We start from the raw sequence: 21,285 nt of genomic DNA on the forward strand, positions 1-21,285 counted from the left end.
TCTTGGCCGCAAGTGTACACAGAGTTGGCTGAGAGTGAAAGACAGCTTACTGCCGCTTAACAAAATCAAGCACGACATCCAGGTCACGTGTACGTGGGCAATCCGGTAGACTTTTCACAAAAACCTCACCGTAGGGCCGTGTGACCAGACGACTATCACAAATAATCAGCACCCCTCTATCCTGTTCATCTCGGATCAAACGACCCACGCCTTGTTTTAAGGCGATGACAGCATCAGGGAGTTGCACATGATAAAACGGATCACTGCCTTTAAGCTGCGCGTCTTCCATTCGCGCCTTTAATAACGGATCTTCCGGCGACGCAAAAGGTAGCTTATCGATAATGACCATGGAGAGCGCTTCTCCTCTTACATCTACCCCTTCCCAAAAACTACTGGTGGCAATCAATAAAGCATTACCTGCGGCAAGAAATTGTTCCAGTAATTGGCCCTTACTGGTTTCTCCCTGCAGCAGAACCGGACGTTCGATAGTCTCTCGAAAAAGAGCGGCCAACTCACGCATCATCTGATACGAAGTACAAAGAAAGAAGCATCGACCATCATTGGCTTCAATCAGCGGAGTTAATCGAGACACTAATTGCTGCGCAGTGCGTAACTGCCGCGTTTCTGCTAAGTAGCGAGGGACGCACAATAACGTTTGCTGAGCGTAATCAAAGGGGCTCTCCAACATAAGTTGTTGAGCTTGTTGTACCCCTAGCCGCTCAGCGAAATGAGTCATCTCACCGTTAACGGCCAAGGTCGCAGAAGTAAACACACAACTGGTTTTACGCGCCTTGATAACCTCTTGAAAGCGTTCCGCCACGCTTAGAGGTGTTAAGGCTAAAGTAAAATGATAACGACTGCATTCATACCAATAGCTAAATCCAGGTTCCTGCGTATTATTCAAGCGTTTTAAACGATTACGATACTGCCCCGCTCGGTCGAAGGCTGCATCAAGTAACGCACTGCGTCCAAGGTTAAGTTTGCTTACGTCGTAGCATAACTCAAGTGCATCATCGAGTAGTCGAAGCATACGCTGTTGCGAAGGATCAGACATTAGCGTGCGCAGATTCCCTCTAAATCCGGGCTCTCCAAGAACGAGTCGAAAATCTTGAGTGGCTTGCGCCAAACGATCTGCCGCCTTTTGTAGTTGGGTGACCTCTCGCACTTCTGTGCGGTAAGCGATAGTGATGTCGCGGGCCAAATCCTGCAGTTGTCGGCTTGTTAGCTGCTGTCCAAAATACTGACTGGCAATATCGGGTAACTGATGCGCTTCATCAAATACCATCACATCAGCTTCTGGGATCAACTCACCGAATCCTCCCTCTTTAACCACTAAATCCGCTAAGAATAGATGGTGGTTTACCACGATGATATCAGCGTCTAGCGCACGTTTACGTGCCTTTACCACATAGCACTGATCATATTGCGGGCAATCGCTGCCTAAACAATTATCGTTAGTACTGGTGACTAAAGGCCATAAGGGACTATCTTCGGGAACCGCCGCACATTGGCTAGTGTCACCCTCTTGCGTCATACTGGCCCAAGCACGGACATTGACGAGTTCAGAAAGTTGTCGGACGGGCAGATCACCCCCTGCACTATTTTGAGCGTCGAGCCGCTCTAAACAGAGGTAATTACTGCGTCCTTTCAGGATGGCAGTTCTTCCACGAAACTTTAGTGCATTAACGATAGTGGGTAGATCACGATGGTAAAGTTGATCTTGTAGCGCCCGGGATCCAGTCGATATAATGGCCTTCTTTCCCGAACGTAATGCTGGGACTAAATATGCATAGGTTTTACCAGTCCCTGTTCCGGCTTCGACCAGTAGCGTCGAGGTATTGCTTACCGCATCACTGATCGCCTTGGCCATAATTTGCTGCGCATGGCGCGCACGAAAACCGGGTATGGCCTGAGCTAGGGTGCCCTCTTGTGAAAAATCGTCGGTCAAACTAGCTCCTTCGACGAGGTTGTCCTGATTGGATTAAGGATTAAAGATGACATTTTATCTCGCTTATGTCAGGCTGACCCCAAAAGGGAGACACTCATGACTATTCAACGCCTAGATCCTGAACATCGTATGTCCGAAGCCGTGATCTACAACCAAACCATATATTACACCAGTGTACCGGAAAATCTCGATGCTGATGCGTTCGCTCAAACTGAAAACACATTAGCGGTCATTGACCGGATCTTGGCACGCGTCGGTAGTGATAAATCGAAAGTCCTCGATGCGACTATTTTCCTTACGGATATTGCTGATTTTGCCGCGATGAATGAAGCTTGGGATGCATGGGTTTCCCCTGGCAATGCTCCAGTACGTTGTACCGTGTTAGCGGGCCTGGTCGATCCACGTTATAAAATTGAAATAAAAATCATTGCGGCCTTATAGCCGATAACTTATTCATCATCTTCGTCTTCAAAGCGAGCAAGTTGCGGCTCGCCTTGATAATTTTCACGAATTTCTTGTGCAACTTGAGAAATCGCTTGGCCACTGGACAACCCTTCTGACATGAGTTGCTGAATTCGCTCGACCGCTTGTTGTTGTTGTTGATGCGATAATGCCGGTAATCCGTTGAACATTAAGAACCTCTTGAGTCATGACGCTTAAATCACCTGAATGTATTTCGCTATCTTATCATCAAGCTGTCGCAGAAACATGGTTTTCCAGATTGGCACAGTCACCTTGGGCCATACTGTTAAGCTCAGCTCAGTCGTCTCATGCTGATGCGCAGTATGACATACTGACTGCCGACCCTTTAGTCACCCTGTGTACCTGGGGTCAACAGACTGTTATTGAAGAAAAAGGGACTAAAACCCATTCTTCTGCCGACCCCTTATCACTCGTACAGCAAGCCTTATCGCGTTTACCTGAAGTTTCCCAACATAGTCTCCCTTTTTGTGGTGGTGCCGTTGGTCTGTGGGGTTACGATCTTGGCCGGTGCTTCGAAAACTTACCCTCGCAAGCACAAAGCGACCTAGCTTGTCCTGATATGGCCGTAGGAATTTATGACTGGGCGCTAATTGCCGATCACCATGCGCAAAGCTTGACCTTGGTAAGTTTGGCTGACGCGTCGCAACGCTTAGCCTGGCTTAGGGCACAAGTCCCTTCACCCACAGCGCCTTTCACGCTAACCAGTGAGTGGCATAGTAATATGGACCCTTCACACTACCAGCAGAAATTTCAGCAAATTCAAGACTATATTTTGGCTGGAGATTGCTATCAAGTTAACTTGGCTCAACGCTTTAGCGCTGGCTATCAGGGAAGTGAGTGGCAAGCCTACCAAGCGCTCAGTCAAGCTAACCGCGCGCCTTTCAGTGCATTCGTCCGCCTACCAACCTCGACGGTCATCTCTTTATCACCTGAACGATTTATCAGAATTAAAGACGGTGAGATTGAAACCAAGCCAATTAAGGGCACTGTCCCACGTGATCCCGACCCCCAACGCGATCTAGCCCAACAGCAGTGGTTGGCTCAGTCAACCAAAAATCGCGCTGAAAATCTTATGATTGTCGATCTCCTACGTAACGATATAGGGCGTATTGCGTTACCGGGTAGCGTTACTGTTCCTTCACTTTTTGCGATAGAGTCTTTCCCCGCGGTACATCACCTGGTCAGTACAGTAAGAGGAACACTTCCTGACGCCGTCCCTGCCACAGAATTACTACGAGCTTGCTTTCCAGGCGGCTCCATTACCGGCGCACCTAAGATTCGGGCCATGGAAATTATTGATGAACTTGAGCCTCATCGTCGTAATGCTTGGTGTGGCAGTATTGGTTACATCAGTCGCTGCGGCAATATGGATACCAGTATCACTATTCGTACCTTGCTGGCAGAAAACCAACAGTTATATTGTTTTGCCGGAGGCGGTATCGTGGCTGACAGTCAGTGGCAAGAGGAATATCGTGAAACCTTCCACAAGGTCAGTAAAATACTCCCTCTTCTTTCAGCATTGAGGCAGGAAAATGAATAACGACTTGTCTCTCTTCTTGAGCCGCTATTTATTCACCCCGCTGATGCAAGACTCGAGCGATAATACGCCTCATTCCGCGGCGGTATTAGTACCGATCATCAACCGTCCGCTGCGCCCTACCTTACTGTTCACACAACGCAGTTACCATCTTCGTCATCACCCCGGGCAAGTGGCGTTTCCAGGGGGAAAACGTGATGAAACCGATCACTCGTTATATGAGACCGCGTTGCGTGAAACTTATGAGGAGGTCGGTATTCCTGCTCACCTCATCCAATTGGTGGGTGAGTTACCAACGGTGAATAGCCGAACCGGTCATAGCGTTAAGCCCTTTCTTGCCCTAGTGCAGCCGAATTTTTCCCTAAATCCTAACAGCGATGAAGTCGCTGAGGTATTCGAAGTTCCTCTTGAGTACCTGATGCAACCCACTCATTATGTCACATTACCTTTAGGTCAGCGGCAGGTGCATTTTCTTCCCTATGGACCCCACTTAATTTGGGGAATGACCGCCAATATTCTCCTTCATCTTAACGCATCGCTTTCCCCTTTCTGATGTGACAAGTCCTACAATAAATCTCAATGAAATATTGACGGGTGCGAGGCGTTTCACTCTCTTTTTACTCCGGCAATGGTATAATTACCGCTATTCAGCCCTAATTGTAGGGTATTTAGCTCTCGTCGATGCAAGGTAACGTCAAGTGATTAGTGTTTTTGATATGTTTAAGATCGGTATTGGTCCGTCGAGCTCCCATACTGTCGGTCCTATGAAAGCCGGGAAGCTTTTTGTCGACATGTTAAGTGCCCAACAGTTACTGACCGAGACGACACGAGTGACTGTGGATATCTACGGTTCCCTCTCCTTGACTGGAAAAGGTCACCATACCGATACGGCGATTATTATGGGGTTAGCGGGGGAATCACCGGATACGGTTAATATCGACATGATTCCAACTTTCCTTACCGATGCACGTGCACGTCAACGCCTCCTTTTAGCCCTGGGTGAACATGAGATTGGGTTTACTGAGCAGGATGATCTGTTATTTCATTCGACGGCACTCTCGTTACATGAAAATGGTCTAACTTTCACCGCTTGGCAAGGCGATAAGGCCATTGTCTCACAGACATTCTATTCAGTTGGTGGCGGTTTTATTGTAGAAGAATCACAATTTGGCCAATCAGTGCTCAATACTGTATCAGTACCTTACCCTTTCCACTCTGCGTTAGAGATGTTGGAGGCTTGTCATCAAACAGGGCTTTCCTTATCCGGTTTGGTGATGAAAAATGAATTAGCACTCCATACGCAACAAGAAATTAATGAGTATTTTTCGGCTATCTGGGCTGCGATGCAAGCCTGTATCGATCGGGGACTCAATACCGAAGGCGTTTTACCTGGCCCTTTAAGAGTACCCCGTAGAGCTGCACCACTCCGCCGTCTACTGGTAGCTAACCATCGCCATAATAGTGATCCAATGAATGTTATTGACTGGGTCAACATGTTCGCTTTAGCCGTTAATGAAGAGAATGCAGCAGGTGGACGTGTAGTCACCGCGCCAACAAATGGCGCATGCGGTATCGTTCCAGCTGTACTCGCCTATTACGACCAATTCGTAGAGCCTGTCACGCCCGATATTGCCAGACACTACTTTTTGGCCTCTGGTGCAATCGGGATTCTTTACAAGATGAACGCATCGATTTCCGGGGCTGAAGTCGGTTGCCAAGGTGAAGTTGGCGTGGCTTGTTCAATGGCAGCGGCAGGACTAGCTGAACTGCTAGGTGCAAGCCCAGAGCAAGTCTGTGTGGCGGCAGAAATTGGGATGGAACATAATCTTGGCCTAACCTGTGACCCGGTTGCCGGTCAGGTACAAGTCCCCTGTATTGAGCGTAACGCTATTGCAGCCGTGAAAGCGATCAATGCCGCAAGGATGGCACTACGTCGCACAAGTCAAGCACGAGTCTCTTTAGACAAAGTCATTGAGACGATGTATGAAACGGGTAAAGATATGAATGCTAAATACCGAGAAACCTCTCGCGGTGGATTAGCAATAAAAGTTCAATGTGATTAAAAACAATAGAGGCCGATCGAATCGGCCTCTTTACTATTCCCTTATGGAGTCTCTTCACTCTCTATTTCAGAGAGCCGCTTACTTACTCTCACAAGTTCAACACGGTAATCCTTAACTTTCAAAATCGTGAAATCAAGTTCACCGATACTGATCACTTCACCCTCTACCGGTAACTGACCAGCTTGGCCAATTAACAATCCCGCAAGCGAAGCATGTGAGTGCGACTCGTCAACTAAGTCATAGACATTCAGGTGTTGTTCTAAGGAGTGAAGATCCGTCCCCCCCTTTACTAGCCAGCCTTCACCTTCCGCCACGATATCTGGGGTTTCGTCTTCGTCAGGGAACTCTCCAGCAATGGCTTCTAACACATCTAAGGGCGTCACTAAACCTTGCACGACACCAAATTCATTGGTCACCATCACGATACTACCTTTAGCGCGACGCAGTACGGCCAGAAGATTGATCGGGTCCAAGGTTTCTGGAACGATCATCGCAGGCGTCCTTGCCGCAAAGGTGGCAACATCGAGTTCATGGTCAAGAGCGATCAATAGCTCTTTCGCTCTAACGACGCCTACAATTTCATCTAGCTCACCGCGCGCCACAGGAAACAGGCTATGAGGCGTATCTAATAATTGAACGCGTATATCATCGACTGATGCCTCTGCATCGACCCATGAAATCTGATTACGCGGGGTCATTAAGCTACGTATAGAGCGTGAAGCCAGGGTAAGTACCCCATTAATCATGAAACGCTCTTCATCTTTAAACGTACGCGAGGCATGAGTGTTATCTTCCGTCGCATCACCAACGACATCTGAACTTGCTGTACGGTATCGGCTTCCCATCAAGCGCAAAATAGCATCAGCAGTCCGTTCACGCATTGGGCGTCGTGCTTCAGATTTAAGGAAGTTACGACGCGCAACTTGGTTGAAAAATTCAATGATAATCGAGAAGCCGATTGCGGCATACAGATAGCCTTTCGGAATGTGGAAACCAAATCCTTCCGCCACTAAGCTCAAGCCAATCATCAATAAGAAACTTAAGCAGAGGACCACCACTGTCGGGTGGGCATTAACGAATCGAGTGAGTGGCTTTGAGGCAATAAGCATCAAAATCATTGCTATGATCACAGCTGTCATCATTACCCAGAGATGGCTTACCATCCCCACAGCCGTGACAACTGCATCGAGAGAGAACACGGCATCGAGAATCACTATTTGGATAACCACCGCCCAGAAGCCTGCATACCCTTTGCTTTCTTGTTCTACCTCAGCCGAACTTTCCAACCGCTCATGTAATTCTGTGGTGGCTTTGAAAAGTAGAAATATCCCCCCCACCAACATAATCAGATCACGTGCAGAGAAGGCAAATTGCGCCACATGGAACAGCGGTTTAGTCAATGTCACAAGCCAAGACATCACCGAAAGCAGCAGTAAGCGCATAATTAACGCTAAACTTAGCCCGATGATACGTGCTTTATCCCGCTGTGCAGGAGGCAATTTATCCGAAAGAATGGCTACAAAGACTAAGTTATCAATGCCTAAAACAATCTCTAAAACGATTAAGGCTAGTAAGCCAGCCAGTATCGATGGATCCAACAAAAATTCCATTAGGCTTTCCTCTCGCTTGTTGTATCCAGAAGAGTGTCAGACTCTTGATGAGATAAAGAGTGGGTGCAGAGTAGTAACTGCGGCGTGGGAAATAGAAAAAGACCTCGGTGACGATCCATAATGTGGGATTAACCCTATACTCCTAGTTATCGTAATAAACTGTACTTTATCAGGTGCATTCTATTCGTCAAAATGTTTGCTTACATTTACATTTTAACGATTTTCATTACCCTTCAGTTCTTCGCCAAACCGTGATTTTGAAGTCTGTTTCACACGAAAATTTGTCGCACTGGGCGAGCGTTTGCCAGACTTGCTCACTCGCTTTCCAAGCAAATGGGGTCATTTGTAGTAGCTGCGTGGCACTCGTGGCCGAGAGCGTCAGCGGATAGTGCAGCCTTTTCTCGAGTAAACACTCAAAGCCTTCTAATGCCTCATCTTTCTCTTCATGCAGTTGAACCTCTTGATAGATCAACGCTTTGAATTGGTAGAGATGGCGTGCTGCCGGAGTCACCGTAATTAAGATTCCACCAGGAGCTAAGGTCCTCATCAATTCTTCAGCTTTACTTGGCGCATAAATACGGATTATTGCTGAGAGGGATGCAGACGCGAAAGGGAGACGGTAGCCAGAGGCAACGCAAAAATGAATCTGTGGGTAACGCTTCGCCGCCGATTTTATCGCAAATTTCGACACATCTACGCCGTATACTTCGCAATCGTTTTTTAACCATGCAGACGTGTAGTAGCCTTCACCACAGCCGAGGTCAACAATACTTTGCACTGAAGTCGTTGGGAGATAGTCATCAAGTAGTGACGATACTTGGTCACGTAATGGCTGATAGTGCCCTTCCTCTAAAAATTGACGACGCGCTTGGATCATTGCGGGGTTATCGCCAGGATCTTTGGAGCCTTTATGCTGTACTGGCAATAGATTAACATATCCCTCTTTTGCTCTATCGAATCGATGACGATTCTCACAAGCAAAGTCGTGTGATTCCGCGGTTAAGGGAGAGTGGCATAATGGACAAATATACAAAATTGGCTCCAAACATAATCTGAGCCGCGCAGTTTACCGTCTTAGTGCGATAAACCAAAGAAAAATCCCCGCGAGAGCGGGGATTCATAATTGCTTCGGTAAACCGAGAATTAGATAGCAGTAACGTTGACCGCTGCAGGACCTTTTTGTCCGTCTTGAATTTCAAACTCAACGTTTTGGCCTTCAGCCAGAGTTTTGAAACCATTACCTTGGATTGCAGAGAAGTGTACAAATACATCTTTGCTACCATCAGCAGGAGTGATGAAACCAAAACCTTTAGATTCGTTAAACCACTTAACCTGACCTTTAATCTTTGCCATTTTACCAATTCCTTAAAAATAATAGTTGCCCGCAGGCAGTAAAGACAGAAAACCGAGAAATAGTGTATGAAGTGGTGTTCTTAAATGGCAACAGACAAGACTAAGTAACTTTGACTGACTCGTAACTGGTTTACCAAAAACTTTACAACAACGTGCTGTTCTCGTTTATCCTATTAATTGTTATCACATATAACTTTATTTATGGCAAGGGCTTTTTAACTAAAATCTAATGATAAGCATTTTAAATATTTATCGTTAATTTTAGGCTCCACATACATAAAAAAAAAGCCTTAAGCCATTAGCACCTTTCATCAAGGAAAACGATTGCTAATATTTATCGTTCCGCCCTAAAAGTTAAGTGCGAAGGCTCTTCTACTGCGAGTTCTTGTGGACTTTCCAATTCAGACTCTGTCACCTCTGGCTCACAGCTTAATTCAACTAATTGTTGCAATACTTTAGTTTGTTTACGCTGTTCACGCAGTAAAGCTTCCAATAATAAGATCTGGTCGTTAGCTCTAACTGCTCTACGCATTGAAATAAATACCACTACACAGAAAAATACCACCGCAATTCCGAATAGCGCAGGTAACATATAACTCCCGCCGCCAGCAACCAATTCATTCATTTTCACCCCACAACTCATCTTCATTGAAATTCTGTTTATTCTACTCGGTCTGTGTTACTTGGTCATCAGGATTATTGGGGAACGGCTTTCAGTTATCTCTTATCGATTATTACCTCGCTCAAAGGCATGCTAGTTCCCTAGCATCACTAGCAGGAAATCGACAAACATGTTAACGAGATTGTTAATTGTTGTAATCGGCGGTTGGGCGATAATGATGGTATCCGATTATGGGATTTTGACTTACCGAGAAGCTGACAAAACGGGCTTTAACCTTCGCTGTGAATATCTTACGGGTAGAGGCTTAATCAACGCGGAATATCTGTTTGCTTCCGAGACAGCGCCTGAGCGCTGCCCCTTGTTACGTAAAACAAATATTGACATGGAAATGTGATACTAGGTTACTTGATATACTGACCTTGGCGCAGTGCCTCAATACGTTTATCTAACGGCGGATGAGACAGGAAGAGATCGCTTAAGCTTTTTTGTTTACCGTTGATACAAAACGCGGCCATTGTCCCAGGTTCTTGCGGCTCGTAACTGGTTTTTAAACGCTCCAATGCCGCGATCATTTTTTCACGTCCCACTAGCTTTGCGGAACCAGCATCGGCATGAAACTCACGGTGACGCGAAAACCACATCGTAATAATACTTGCCAGAATACCAAACACTAATTCTAAAACGGTCGCGACGGCAAAGTAGACCAAAGGGTTACCATTGCTCCCCTCCTCTTCACGATCGGAGCTTAAGAAGCCAGATGCAACTTGCGCAATAATCCGTGAAATGAAAATAACAAAGGTGTTCACAACCCCTTGGATTAGCGTCATGGTCACCATATCGCCATTGGCAACATGACTAATTTCGTGTGCAATGACTGCTTCCGCTTCATCGCGGTTCATATTTTGTAATAGCCCCGTTGAGACGGCAACAAGGGACGCATTTTTCCTTGCACCGGTAGCGAAGGCATTGATATCAGGTGCGTGATAGATGGCAACTTGCGGAGGTGTAATCCCAACTTGTTGCGATTGCTGGGTGACGACCTGCATTAACCATCTTTCGGTCTCATTTCGCGGTTGTTCAATCACTTCTCCGCCTACGGAACGCAATGCCATCCATTTGGACATCATTAGTGAGATGAACGAGCCACCAAAGCCAAATAAACCCGCCATAATCATCAAGCCTGGAATGCTGGCCGAACGAATACCGGTTAAGCTAAGAATAATACCGAACACCGCCATTACGGCGAGGTTGGTACCTAGGAACAACACGATACGCATCATAGACGTTTATATTTCCTTGAAGACTGAACCAAAACTTATTTGGCACTATCCTAGGCTGTTACCAAGAGTTTTCAAGAGGTACGCCAGGTTATCCCACTGAAAAGACATAACTTTACATTTTGTCATACACTTCTCGCACTTTGTCTTATTTAACTGACATGCAGAGAGGCAAACATAAAAAAACCCGCCGTAGCGGGTTTATCTTACCACTAAGCATTACTTCTTAGTGGTGGTTGATGCTGGCGGATTTTTACTCTCCACAGTAGCGAGATCATTAGCGATCGCGACACTTTCATCAAGATAAGGATCTGGCTCTTTATAATCTTTAGGCAACGCATCTAATGAGGCCAGAGGCTTTTTCCCTTCAGCTTGGAAACGAGCGTTAATACGTTCCAAACGAAGAGCATCCTCTTCTTTATTCTCTTTTTGACGTTCAGCCAAGTTGAGTGACACTATATCCATCTTATCTTTCATCGCATCGAAGCGTTGAATATCTTTGATGATATATTGGAACTCACGATCTTTAGCAATACGCGCCTCATGCTCTTGACGCAGCTGGGCCACATAAGGCTGCAAATCAGCCATAGGAGAATAGCTGGCCGCTTTAATACTATCCCAAGGCAAGGCATTATCTTCGTATTTCTCGCCTGTTTTAATGGTCTCTACCCCGGTTGGCATCAAGATGTCTGGCGTGACACCTTTACGCTGAGTACTGCCACCATTGATACGGTAGAACTTTTGGATAGTGTACTGAACCGATCCTAATGCAGGCCAATCTGGACGCAGCATTTGATCGTAAATACGATTCAATGAGCGATATTGTTGAACCGTCCCTTTCCCGAAAGTTGGCTCACCAACAATCAAGGCTCTGCCGTAATCTTGCATAGCAGCTGAGAAAATCTCCGAGGCAGAGGCGCTGAATCTATCCACTAACACGACTAATGGGCCGTTATAATAAACTACCCCATCATCATCACTATCTTGATGGATATTACCCGTGTTATCACGAACTTGAACAACTGGACCTGAAGGGATAAACAGACCGGAAAGCGATACCGCTTCAGTCAATGCTCCACCGCCATTTGTCCGTAAGTCGATAACAATGCTATCGACATGCTGTTTTTGCAGTTTTTGTAATTGTACTTTTACGTCATCGGTCAGGCCGACGTAGAAGCCAGGAATATCGAGTACGCCAACTTTATTTTTACCGACTTGATGCACAGACCCTTGCACGGCACGGTCTTCCAACCTAATACGCGCACGGGTTAGAGTGATGATACGTGTTTTGCTGCCTTTAGTGGCAGGCTGGATCTCTAAACGGACTTTACTTCCCTTAGGACCTTTAATTTTTTCAACAATGTCATCGAGACGCCAACCGACGACATCTTCAATAGGCTGTCCGGCCTGCCCGACACCAATGATTTTATCACCGATGCTCAGCGACTTACTCCGCGCTGCAGGACCACCCGCAACCATCGAGTTAATCATCGCGTAATCATCGTCCATCTGTAATACCGCCCCTATCCCTTCTAAGGATAAGCTCATTTCAGTGTTAAACTGTTCAGTATTACGGGGTGAAAGATAATTGGTGTGCGGATCAATCTCATGCGCGAACGCATTCATTGCCGTTTGGAAAACATCTTCGCTGGTGGTTTGTGATACGCGACGTAACGCTGCGTTATAGCGTCGTGTTAAGGTATCACGGATCTCTTGCTCATTCTTGCCTGCGAGCTTTAAGGTTAGCTCGTCGTAGGTAACCTTGGCATCCCACAATTTATTGAGCTCGTCGGTGGACGTTGGCCACGGTGCTTTACTCCGGTCCAAATCAATAGAATCATGAGAAGTAAAATTCATTGGTTTCGCTAATGCGCTCAGGGCGTATTGCAAACGTTCAAAGCGACGACGCTGGGATAAGTTGAATAACTGATAAAACGTGTCGAGATTCCCAGACTCCAGTTCTTGTCCAACTTGCGATTTCTTACTGGCAAATTGAGCAATGTCACTACTCAGTAGAATATTATGGCTGTAATCAATCATATTCAGATACCGATCAAATATTTTATTTGAAAAGGCGGCATCTAACGTGATTTGCCGATAATGCGACTGAGTAAAGCGTGCCGTAACACGCTGACTTACTGTAACTTGTTGCGGCTGCTCTTGTAATTGTGGGATCTGATCTTCACGAGTGATTGGATCAGCAGCAAAGGCTTGCCCCATAAACAGAGTGGCGACAAGTAAACTGACTTTAAAACTGGTGTTCATGCCTGGGTCACTCTCCGTTTCAGAACTGCAAATGTTCTGGGCGTACAATCATTGCCAGTCCCGATGCTAATTGAACTCGAACTCCCTCTTTAGAGATTTCAAGGACGGTAGCTTCGACGGCACTCAGACCTGCTTTAACACGAATGGGTTGACCGACTTTCAGCACTGAAGTGTCAGTAACGGCTTTTCCCTCTGCAGAGGATGATTGACGCGAGTCGTTTTTAGGCTTACGAGGTTTATTTTCCGTCGCAGACGCATTTTGTGCAGCAGGCTTACGGGCTGTTGGTTTGCGTGGGCGGCGTTCCGCCTTGCCTGCGTCATCAGTTTTAGCTTCGCTGCGTTGTTTAGCACGATGTGCAGCAACACGCGCTTTCGCTTCTTCTAATTGCTGACGAGCATGTTCAACATGTTGCTCTTCTAAGGTGCCACATGCGTTACCATCAAGATCTACGCGAGTCGCCCCTGCTTTAATTCCGTAAAGATAACGCCAGCTCGAAGTATAAACGCGAAGCGCTGAACGTAACTGAGTTTTACTAAGACTCATTTCAGCGGGGATACGCTCGACTAAATCCTGAAAAATACCGATTTTTAACGGCTTAGCTTCACCTTCAGCAATAAAACAGCTTGGAAATTGCTGCGAAAGGTATGCAATGACTTCTTTACTACTACTCAACTTAGGTTGATTTTCCATGAAATTTCCTGATTACAACGGTTTTGCCGACCAACGCAGGCATGAACAAGCGACATTATAATGACTACAGCGCTAATTGCTATGCTTCAGCGAAATTACCTTTTAATTGTTGTAAAAAAAGAGAAATTTCTGTGGCTGAGAGTAAGGTCTCAAGAGTGTTTATGACAGATTCGAGACCAGCTTCATCTTCATGATCAAAATTCGAAAAATGGGGACTATCGATATCTAAAACACCGATTATTTCACCATTACAACGTAGCGGTAATACAATTTCACTATTGCTGGCTGAATCACAAGCAATATGACCACTAAATTGATGGACATCAGCCACCCGTTGTACTTCACCGGTAGCGACGGCTGTACCACACACTCCTTTTCCGACGGGGATACGAACACAAGCTAATTTGCCTTGAAATGGGCCAAGCACTAAAGTGTCTTGTTCACTGAGCAGATAAAAACCTACCCAATTTAACCCCGCCATTCTTTCGAAGAGTAACGCACTACAATTCGCTAGAATCGGCAAAAACGCTCGCTCACCACTGTTAAGGGCACCGAGGTCACGGGACATATCTTGATAAAATTCAGACTTACTCATTTTCCAACCATAAAGTGACATTGATGAATCCGGAAGAGGCCTTGAATGAATGAAAGAAATAGACATCGTATGACGCTCAACTATGCTTATATTCTTCTTCAGGGAACTTCTGATACATTACGCTTTCAACGACTATAGCAGACCTAATTACTTAACAATGAAAATTTTATGCTTTGTAACGATAATTACTGATAACGCGCAATGAAAATTACCGCTATTAGTCCCAATGAAACCTTTACAGACCTCAAGCGCTGTGTGGAATGTGACCATATTTATCACCATCCTGTTTTGAAGGAAGGTGAAGTCGCTTACTGCCCTCGATGCAGGGCGAAGGTTGCCACTGGTAGAGATTGGTCTTTCTCAAGACTATGTTGCCTGGCCTGTGTAATGCTTTGCTTGATGCCCTTAGCATGGTTTCTGCCCCTGATTCAAATTCGTCTACTTGGCATGACCATCAGTGCCAGCATGCTGGCGGGTGTAATGCAAATGGTCAACCAAGGTGACATCATCACTGCCGCAATGGTCTGCTTTTGTATTATCGGTACACCACTGGCATTGGCGCTCAGCTTTGTTTATTTAGCCGTCGGTAAAAGGTTAGGAATGAATTTGCGCCCAGTACTTCTGGTATTAGATAAACTCAAAGAGTGGATTATGTTTGATATCTACTTGATTGGGGTTGTGGTTGCTGCCATCAAAGTTAAGGATTATGCCGATCTTTTTGCGGGATATGGCCTAGTCGCTTTTATCAGCCTTACCCTCTTCTATTTGCTCCTGATTATTCATCTTGATGTCGAAAGCTTATGGCATAGATTTTATCCGCAACCGCGACAGGCCTTAAAACCAGAAGAGGTCAAGTGCTGTATTTACTGTCATTACAGCGGTCAAACGGACGAACGCGGGCGTTGTCCTCGTTGTCATGTCAAATTAATGCCACGCATTCCTTACAGTTTACAAAAATCGTGGGCGGCGTTGATTAGCTCGATTATTTTTCTTTTCCCGGCTAACCTGCTGCCTATTTCCATTATTTATTTGAACGGTGCTCGACAAGACGACACTATTTTTTCTGGCATTGTCTCCCTTGCCAACGGAAACATTCCCATTGCCATGGTGGTTTTTACGGCAAGTATCTTGGTGCCGGTTAGCAAAGTCATAATTTTACTTGCGCTGTTAATTAGTATTCATATGGGCTGCGAACAAGGTCTGAAAACTCGGGTGAGATTACTTAGGGCAGTGAGATGGATTGGAAGATGGTCTATGCTCGATCTCTTTGTTATTTCGCTAATGATGTCTTTAGTGGACCGTGATCAACTCCTTGCTTTTACAATGGGGCCAGCCGCCCTTTATTTTGGTTCCGCTGTTTTTCTTACTATTCTATCCGTAGAATGGCTCGATAGCCGCTTACTCTGGGATGCTCATGCAACAGGAAACGCCGAATACACCGACTAGCGCTACGGTTAAAAAAAAGCGCCGTCTTTCCCCTTTTTGGTTTCTTCCCATCGTGGCAATCCTGATTACTGGGTGGCTTCTGTGGAAGAATTATCAAGAGAGTGGCACGACTATTACCATTAATTTTCATACTGCTGACGGTATTGTTCCCGGGCGCACACCTATTCGCTACCAAGGCGTAGAGATTGGAACTGTTCAAGATATCGTCCTGACTGATAACTATCGCGTCATTAAAATTAAAGCCAGTATCAAGAGTAGTATGAAAGATGCCTTACGAGCGAATACAAAATTTTGGCTAGTCACCCCTCAAGCCTCTTTGGCTGGGGTCTCAGGCTTAGATGCGCTGGTCGGGGGTAACTATATTGGTATGATGCCCGGAGATGGCGCTGCAACTGAAAATTTCACTGCGTCTGATAGCCAGCCTAAAAATATCGTTAATAACGGTGGTCTGATTATCCAACTCCATGCGAATGATTTGGGCTCACTGAATACTGGATCTCAGGTTTATTATCAAAAAGTTCCCGTAGGTCGCGTTTATGATTACAGCTTTGCGCCCCAAGGCAAAGGCGTTCTGATAGATGTACTGATTGAAAGACGTTATACGCAACTGGTCAAGAAAAGCAGCCGGTTTTGGAACGTTTCAGGACTACAGGCTAAGTTAGGGGCGTCAGGGGTAAATGTAAATCTTACTAGTGTCCCCGCACTGATCAACGGTGCCATTGCCTTTGACTCACCTCAAGACTCAGAGTCTGCAACCAATCAGGAACGTTATGAACTCTATCCTAATCTTGCCGAAAGCCAGCGCGGCGTAAATTTCATTTTGAAGTTACCCAGCGCAGACAATCTCACCGCAGGGTCAACAGCATTGATGTATCAAGGTTTGCAAGTGGGTACCCTTACCCATATCACTTTGACCGATCAACATCATGTGACAGGCGAACTGACGGTCGACCCAAGTGTCGTTGGGTTGATGCGCACAGGAACGCGTATCGAGATGCGGCAACCTAGCCTACAGGGTGGTAATCTTTCGGTGGGATCGTTACTCGCGGGAACCGTTTTACAATTAATTCCTGGCGAGGGAGAAGCCGCGACAGAATTCACCGTACTGCCAGCGAGTCAGTCACTTTTACAGGAGCCAAATAGCCTAACGCTTGAATTAACCGCCCCTGAAAGTTATGGCATCGACGCGGGTCAACCTTTGATTTTAAATGGCGTACCGATCGGTAAAATCGCCCAAAGAACCCTTACGGACCGCGGCGTTATATTCCAGGTCTCGGTTGAACCACAATACCGCCATTTTATTCATGCTGACAGCCAGTTTATTGCCGATAGTCAGATTCGTATTCGCATGGGCCTCGATGGCTTGAAATTGGTGGGCGCTCCGCCCCAACAATGGATTCAAGGCGGCATTCGCGTGAATACTGGGCAAAAAGGCCAGGCAAGCACACATTATCCTCTTTATGCAGATGACGATGCAGCCAAGGATAATACGCTAGGGGATAAACCCTCGGTGACATTGAAGCTGAAAGCCTCAAGTTTACCCGATATACAAGCGGGCAGCGTGGTGCTTTATCGCCGTTACCAAGTCGGTGAAATTGTCGATATCACTCCGAATGCTGACAATTTTATTGTCTCAGTTCACATTGCACCAGAGTACCGAAAGCTAATTACCGACTCTACCGTATTCTGGGCAGAAGGCGGTGCGAGAGTTCAATTTAACTCTAATGGCATCACTGTACAGGCCACACCACTTAACCGGGCCTTAAAAGGTGCAATCAGCTTCGATAGCCTCTCAGGAGTGACTAAACAGAAAGGGAATTACCGAGAGCTTTTTGCTAGTCGTAATGCGGCGAATGCCGTCGGGAGTCAAATTACTTTCCATACCTTTGATGGGAGTAAATTGGCCGCAGGGATGCCGATTAAATATTTAGGAATTAATGTGGGTCAAGTTGAGAGCCTGTCGCTCAGTCAAAACTTACATCAAGTTGAGGCAAAAGCCGTTCTCTACCCTGAATATGATCAACATTTCGCTCGCAGCGGTAGCCAATTTTCAGTGGTCTCACCGGAAATCTCATCAAACGGTGTCAACCACTTAGAGTCACTGTTGCAGCCTTATGTCAATGTCGATCCAGGAACAGGGAGTATACGACGCAGTTTCGAACTGCAAGAGGATACGATCACCGACTCACGTTATTTAGATGGCTTGAACGTCTATGTCGATGCTCCGGATGCAGGGACCCTCACCGTCGGTACACCAGTGCTCTACCGTGGCGTTGAAGTCGGTACAGTCACTGGCACCTCTCTGGGGAACTTAGCCGATCGCGTTCAGATAGCGATGCGTATTAGCACGCGTTATCAACATCTCGTCCGGAATAATTCGGTGTTTTGGCTGGCCTCTGGCTACTCACTTGATTTTGGTCTGACCGGTGGTGTGGTTAAAACAGGTACCTTCCAGCAATTTATTCGTGGAGGTATTCAATTTGCGACGCCGCCAACGGTTCCTCTCGCCCCGGCTGCTGAATCGAATAAACACTTTTTATTACGTGATGAGGCGCCAGACGGTTGGCAGAAGTGGGGAACGGCTATCCCTCGCCAAGAATAATCCCCTCTACACGGGCAGTATTACTGCCCGTGTTCATGTTACACTAAGCTTTTGACCGATATGGATCCCATTGTGAGTGCTGAAGCCATCCATTTTCCCGCCCAATTTCTAGAACTCATGCGCCAAGCGCTGCCCAACGAAGATGATTTCGCGGACTTTATCGCGATAAGTCAACGCCCTCTTCGACGCGCTATTCGTGTCAACACGCTTAAGATCAGTGTCTCAGAATTCTTAGCATTAACGGCAGATTACCCTTGGCAACTCACGCCAGTGCCGTGGTGCGAAGAAGGATTTTGGGTTCAGGTTAACGATGAGCAACCCCCCTTGGGCAGCTATGCAGAACATCTGAGTGGGCTATTCTACATTCAAGAACCTAGCTCGATGTTACCTGTACAAGCCCTTTTTGCTTCGCAGGAACAGCCCCTGATGTTGATGGATATGGCTTCAGCTCCGGGCTCCAAAACGACACAAATTGCCGCAAAAATGGCGAACCAAGGGCTTATTGTTGCGAATGAGTATGCCGCGAGTCGGGTCAAAGTCTTACATGCCAACATTAGCCGCTGTGGTGTGGTCAATACCGCGCTTACCCACTTCGATGCACGTATATTTGGTGCGGCGTTACCAGAACAGTTCGACGCAATATTGTTAGATGCCCCTTGCTCTGGAGAGGGAGTAATTCGCAAAGATCCTCAGGCTTTCACGCATTGGAGCCTAGAAAGTACTGAAGAGATTGCCCAGACTCAACGTGAACTGTTAGTCAGTGCTTTCCATGCTCTTAAACCTGGTGGTCGACTCATCTACTCAACCTGTACACTTAATACCATTGAGAACCAACAGGTCATTACGTCACTCTGCGCTGCTTTTCCAGGTGCCGTTGAGGTCGAATCTTTAGCCTCACTTTTCCCAGGCGCAGAACGCGTGGCGACGCCAGAAGGGTATCTTCATGTTTTCCCACAACGTTTTGATAGTGAAGGATTCTTCGTGGCAAGCTTGCGCAAAACGCGTAGCCTAGAGACTCCCCCTCACCCTGGTTTTAAAGTGGGTAAACTCCCTTTCCAACCAGTACCAACTAAAACGCAACAACTGATCATTGAGCAAGCAGCTTCTATTGGTATCCAATGGGAAAATTCGCTCAGTCTCTGGCAGCGAGATAAAGAACTCTGGCTCTTCCCTAAAATGGTTGAATCTCTAATGGGTAAAGTCAAATTCTCACGGCTCGGTTTTCGATTAGCAGAGATACATAACAAAGGCTATCGTTGGCATCATGAAGCGATAACCGCTCTGGCTACGCCCACTATTTCAACGATCGAACTGACTGCCGAGCAAGCAGCTGAATGGTATCGAGGCCGTGATATCTATCCAGATACACCATTGCCTAAAGGCGAATGTTTGGTGAGTTACCAGCAACAGGTGTTGGGCTTGGCTAAGATTATTAATCAGCGGATTAAAAATAGTTTACCCAGAGAGCTTGTCCGCAACGGACCCTTGTTTACATAAAGGCACTCCCCCTCACGGCTAGAACCTGTTAGGGGGGTAGAATGTCAATAAGATTAAACTTTTGTCAGTAAAATAATTAAGCCTTGAGCAGTCTTTTGATTCTTTACATTGGTATCTCCATCCGCTCACCCTATCTTGTTATAATCGCATCGCCCATACTTTTAGGGCTCTTACTGGCCTTGTTAATTATTTTATTTACCCTCTGGGAACGATAATGAAAAAAATTGCCCGACCGCTACTGATCGTATTGCCTGCTCTTTTAATGACCGTTTCCACTTTTAGTGACGCGCGTTCATTCTCGTCAAGGGGCTTTGGGTCTTCGAAGATGTTGAAACGTCCAGTGCAGCAAAAAACCAAACCTGCCGCCACGCCAGCGCCGACAGCACAACAGAGCGCTTCTTCCTCGGGTAAACAAGGGATACCCGGTGCAGAGCAGTATCGTTCCTTGAGCCAACAGGCTCCTTCACAGCGGCTAAAAAATGCTATCAACAGCCGTGGTAATAGTGGCGTGCGACTCACACAGCTGGCGATGCTCTATTGGTTATTGAGCAGTAGCAATACCCATGCTTCAGAGCTAACTGACGAAGATCGTGCTTGGGTGAAAAAAGAGATTAAAGAGAAAGAAAAGAACGGTGAAAAACTCGAAGAGAACACGCCGCCGGCCAAACCTTAAAGCCGATTCTGACACCGAACCGTGTGACGATTCGGTGTCGAGTCAGTTCATCGACGCCACGTTCCCTTAATCGGCTGAGCGAAAAGCGCTAGTACCGCAATGAGGCTGAACTCAATACTTACTGACCAGCAGATATGCCCAATGATTTCACTCCATAATTCATAACCATTGAGGTTCCACAACCATCCCGTTTGTCCTTCATCATAAACAGGATTACGAAAACCTAAGGCAGGGATTAAGAAACCATGCATGACCACTGTTATGACGACACCGTAAACCACACCATAACCCAACCGAACTTTTGGCCAATAATAAGCCCCGACAACGTATACAAAAGCAAATACAAAACTAAAGAGCCAATGGTAAAGCGTTACCGCCCCTAATACTGAATTTCCTTGATAAAGATAATCCAGAGAATGTTGATTTATGCCCGCCCACCCCAACCACGCATCAATATGGGCACCAGGTGGGGAAATTTCACCTGCAACGCGAGGCGGCATATTCACTTCAGAACCCCATTTCACCAATGAACTCATAAACCCTGCCAGCAGAGTCGCCCAGAGAATGATCTTATAATTAACTTTAGAACGCATAGAAATCCCCTTAAATAGACCGAGCATCCT

20 protein-coding genes are annotated in these 21,285 nt (G+C 46.4%); 9 read left to right on the top strand and 11 right to left on the bottom strand.

From position 1 onward, the window contains the following. Nucleotides 1–46: 46 nt before the first annotated feature. Entirely contained in the window at nucleotides 47–1,948 is a 1,902-nt protein-coding gene (locus QJR74_RS08110; protein ID WP_304371366.1) for an ATP-dependent DNA helicase, read from the bottom strand. A 96-nt stretch (nucleotides 1,949–2,044) separates the two neighbouring features. Here QJR74_RS08110 and QJR74_RS08115 point away from each other — a divergent pair, with 96 nt between their 5' ends. Continuing rightward, complete coding sequence (locus tag QJR74_RS08115; protein WP_304371367.1) at nucleotides 2,045–2,389, top strand: RidA family protein; 345 nt, start codon at nucleotides 2,045–2,047, stop codon at nucleotides 2,387–2,389. 8 nt (nucleotides 2,390–2,397) lie between these two features. On the opposite strand, the gene QJR74_RS08120 is transcribed toward QJR74_RS08115, so the two are convergent. Beyond that, nucleotides 2,398–2,580, bottom strand: coding sequence for a YoaH family protein (locus QJR74_RS08120; protein WP_304371368.1), 183 nt, complete (start codon nucleotides 2,578–2,580; stop codon nucleotides 2,398–2,400). A gap of 17 nt (nucleotides 2,581–2,597) precedes the next feature. Here QJR74_RS08120 and pabB point away from each other — a divergent pair, with 17 nt between their 5' ends. The 3 genes from pabB (at nucleotide 2,598) to QJR74_RS08135 (ending at nucleotide 6,031) form a co-directional block, all read left to right on the top strand. Continuing rightward, a complete protein-coding gene (gene pabB, locus QJR74_RS08125; RefSeq protein WP_304371369.1) occupies nucleotides 2,598–3,971 on the top strand; it encodes an aminodeoxychorismate synthase component 1 in 1,374 nt (457 codons plus the stop codon). After that, nucleotides 3,964–4,521: a CoA pyrophosphatase gene (locus QJR74_RS08130; protein WP_304371370.1), complete on the top strand. Its 558-nt coding sequence runs from the start codon at nucleotides 3,964–3,966 to the stop codon at nucleotides 4,519–4,521. Before pabB ends, QJR74_RS08130 begins: the two co-directional genes overlap by 8 nt. A gap of 145 nt (nucleotides 4,522–4,666) precedes the next feature. Continuing rightward, nucleotides 4,667–6,031, top strand: a complete 1,365-nt coding sequence (locus tag QJR74_RS08135) for an L-serine ammonia-lyase (RefSeq protein WP_304371371.1) — start codon at nucleotides 4,667–4,669, stop codon at nucleotides 6,029–6,031. 41 nt (nucleotides 6,032–6,072) lie between these two features. On the opposite strand, the gene QJR74_RS08140 is transcribed toward QJR74_RS08135, so the two are convergent. The 4 genes from QJR74_RS08140 to QJR74_RS08155 form a co-directional block, all read right to left on the bottom strand. Continuing rightward, on the bottom strand, nucleotides 6,073–7,641 hold the full coding sequence (locus tag QJR74_RS08140) for a TerC family protein (protein WP_304371372.1): 1,569 nt from the start codon (nucleotides 7,639–7,641) through the stop codon (nucleotides 6,073–6,075). A 226-nt stretch (nucleotides 7,642–7,867) separates the two neighbouring features. Continuing rightward, complete coding sequence (gene rlmA, locus QJR74_RS08145; RefSeq protein ID WP_304374001.1) at nucleotides 7,868–8,677, bottom strand: 23S rRNA (guanine(745)-N(1))-methyltransferase; 810 nt, start codon at nucleotides 8,675–8,677, stop codon at nucleotides 7,868–7,870. Between the two features lie 107 nt (nucleotides 8,678–8,784). Next, a complete protein-coding gene (cspE, locus tag QJR74_RS08150) occupies nucleotides 8,785–8,994 on the bottom strand; it encodes a transcription antiterminator/RNA stability regulator CspE (RefSeq protein ID WP_001062678.1) in 210 nt (69 codons plus the stop codon). A gap of 334 nt (nucleotides 8,995–9,328) precedes the next feature. After that, complete coding sequence (locus tag QJR74_RS08155) at nucleotides 9,329–9,619, bottom strand: YebO family protein (protein WP_304371373.1); 291 nt, start codon at nucleotides 9,617–9,619, stop codon at nucleotides 9,329–9,331. Nucleotides 9,620–9,785: 166 nt separating this feature from the next. On the opposite strand from QJR74_RS08155, the gene QJR74_RS08160 reads away from it, so the two are divergent. Beyond that, the gene (locus QJR74_RS08160; protein WP_304371374.1) at nucleotides 9,786–10,010 is read left to right on the top strand and encodes a YobH family protein; all 225 of its coding nucleotides are present in this window, start codon (nucleotides 9,786–9,788) and stop codon (nucleotides 10,008–10,010) included. 7 nt (nucleotides 10,011–10,017) lie between these two features. Here QJR74_RS08160 and htpX read toward each other — a convergent pair whose 3' ends face one another. The 4 genes from htpX to QJR74_RS08180 all read right to left on the bottom strand — a co-directional run bounded on the left by htpX (nucleotide 10,018) and on the right by QJR74_RS08180 (nucleotide 14,444). Further along, complete coding sequence (htpX, locus tag QJR74_RS08165) at nucleotides 10,018–10,896, bottom strand: protease HtpX (RefSeq protein ID WP_304371375.1); 879 nt, start codon at nucleotides 10,894–10,896, stop codon at nucleotides 10,018–10,020. A 216-nt stretch (nucleotides 10,897–11,112) separates the two neighbouring features. Then, a complete protein-coding gene (prc, locus tag QJR74_RS08170; protein ID WP_304371376.1) occupies nucleotides 11,113–13,158 on the bottom strand; it encodes a carboxy terminal-processing peptidase in 2,046 nt (681 codons plus the stop codon). Nucleotides 13,159–13,177: 19 nt separating this feature from the next. After that, nucleotides 13,178–13,849 carry an RNA chaperone ProQ gene (gene proQ / locus QJR74_RS08175; RefSeq protein WP_304371377.1) on the bottom strand — a complete coding sequence of 224 codons (672 nt, stop codon included), beginning with the start codon at nucleotides 13,847–13,849 and terminating at the stop codon, nucleotides 13,178–13,180. A 79-nt stretch (nucleotides 13,850–13,928) separates the two neighbouring features. Then, the gene (locus QJR74_RS08180) at nucleotides 13,929–14,444 is read right to left on the bottom strand and encodes a GAF domain-containing protein (RefSeq protein WP_304371378.1); all 516 of its coding nucleotides are present in this window, start codon (nucleotides 14,442–14,444) and stop codon (nucleotides 13,929–13,931) included. Between the two features lie 201 nt (nucleotides 14,445–14,645). Here QJR74_RS08180 and yebS point away from each other — a divergent pair, with 201 nt between their 5' ends. The 4 genes from yebS (at nucleotide 14,646) to QJR74_RS08200 (ending at nucleotide 20,662) form a co-directional block, all read left to right on the top strand. Beyond that, on the top strand, nucleotides 14,646–15,890 hold the full coding sequence (yebS, locus tag QJR74_RS08185; RefSeq protein WP_304371379.1) for a membrane integrity lipid transport subunit YebS: 1,245 nt from the start codon (nucleotides 14,646–14,648) through the stop codon (nucleotides 15,888–15,890). Further along, entirely contained in the window at nucleotides 15,859–18,492 is a 2,634-nt protein-coding gene (locus QJR74_RS08190; protein WP_304371380.1) for a PqiB family protein, read from the top strand. The genes yebS and QJR74_RS08190 overlap by 32 nt, the downstream gene beginning before the upstream one ends. A 72-nt stretch (nucleotides 18,493–18,564) precedes the next feature. Next, nucleotides 18,565–19,989, top strand: coding sequence for a 16S rRNA (cytosine(1407)-C(5))-methyltransferase RsmF (gene rsmF, locus QJR74_RS08195; RefSeq protein WP_441007604.1), 1,425 nt, complete (start codon nucleotides 18,565–18,567; stop codon nucleotides 19,987–19,989). A gap of 214 nt (nucleotides 19,990–20,203) precedes the next feature. After that, entirely contained in the window at nucleotides 20,204–20,662 is a 459-nt protein-coding gene (locus tag QJR74_RS08200; protein ID WP_304371382.1) for a hypothetical protein, read from the top strand. A 47-nt stretch (nucleotides 20,663–20,709) separates the two neighbouring features. On the opposite strand, the gene QJR74_RS08205 is transcribed toward QJR74_RS08200, so the two are convergent. Beyond that, entirely contained in the window at nucleotides 20,710–21,255 is a 546-nt protein-coding gene (locus tag QJR74_RS08205; RefSeq protein ID WP_304371383.1) for a DUF1440 domain-containing protein, read from the bottom strand. Nucleotides 21,256–21,285 lie beyond the last annotated feature (30 nt).

Origin of the sequence: Tatumella ptyseos, from assembly GCF_030552895.1 — a bacterium.
GTDB classification, from domain to species: domain Bacteria; phylum Pseudomonadota; class Gammaproteobacteria; order Enterobacterales; family Enterobacteriaceae; genus Rosenbergiella; species Rosenbergiella ptyseos_A.

Excerpts from the sequence above, each read along its gene's own strand:
- yebS (WP_304371379.1), top strand. The coding sequence starts at position 14,646 with ATGAAAATTACCGCTATTAGTCCCAATGAAACCTTTACAGACCTCAAG.
- QJR74_RS08120 (WP_304371368.1), bottom strand. The coding sequence starts at position 2,580 with ATGTTCAACGGATTACCGGCATTATCGCATCAACAACAACAACAAGCG.
- QJR74_RS08140 (WP_304371372.1), bottom strand. The coding sequence starts at position 7,641 with ATGGAATTTTTGTTGGATCCATCGATACTGGCTGGCTTACTAGCCTTA.
- QJR74_RS08115 (WP_304371367.1), top strand. The coding sequence starts at position 2,045 with ATGACTATTCAACGCCTAGATCCTGAACATCGTATGTCCGAAGCCGTG.
- QJR74_RS08205 (WP_304371383.1), bottom strand. The coding sequence starts at position 21,255 with ATGCGTTCTAAAGTTAATTATAAGATCATTCTCTGGGCGACTCTGCTG.
- QJR74_RS08155 (WP_304371373.1), bottom strand. The coding sequence starts at position 9,619 with ATGAATGAATTGGTTGCTGGCGGCGGGAGTTATATGTTACCTGCGCTA.
- QJR74_RS08130 (WP_304371370.1), top strand. The coding sequence starts at position 3,964 with ATGAATAACGACTTGTCTCTCTTCTTGAGCCGCTATTTATTCACCCCG.
- htpX (WP_304371375.1), bottom strand. The coding sequence starts at position 10,896 with ATGATGCGTATCGTGTTGTTCCTAGGTACCAACCTCGCCGTAATGGCG.
- cspE (WP_001062678.1), bottom strand. The coding sequence starts at position 8,994 with ATGGCAAAGATTAAAGGTCAGGTTAAGTGGTTTAACGAATCTAAAGGT.
- QJR74_RS08190 (WP_304371380.1), top strand. The coding sequence starts at position 15,859 with ATGCAACAGGAAACGCCGAATACACCGACTAGCGCTACGGTTAAAAAA.
- QJR74_RS08200 (WP_304371382.1), top strand. The coding sequence starts at position 20,204 with ATGAAAAAAATTGCCCGACCGCTACTGATCGTATTGCCTGCTCTTTTA.
- prc (WP_304371376.1), bottom strand. The coding sequence starts at position 13,158 with ATGAACACCAGTTTTAAAGTCAGTTTACTTGTCGCCACTCTGTTTATG.
- QJR74_RS08180 (WP_304371378.1), bottom strand. The coding sequence starts at position 14,444 with ATGAGTAAGTCTGAATTTTATCAAGATATGTCCCGTGACCTCGGTGCC.
- pabB (WP_304371369.1), top strand. The coding sequence starts at position 2,598 with ATGACGCTTAAATCACCTGAATGTATTTCGCTATCTTATCATCAAGCT.
- QJR74_RS08160 (WP_304371374.1), top strand. The coding sequence starts at position 9,786 with ATGTTAACGAGATTGTTAATTGTTGTAATCGGCGGTTGGGCGATAATG.
- proQ (WP_304371377.1), bottom strand. The coding sequence starts at position 13,849 with ATGGAAAATCAACCTAAGTTGAGTAGTAGTAAAGAAGTCATTGCATAC.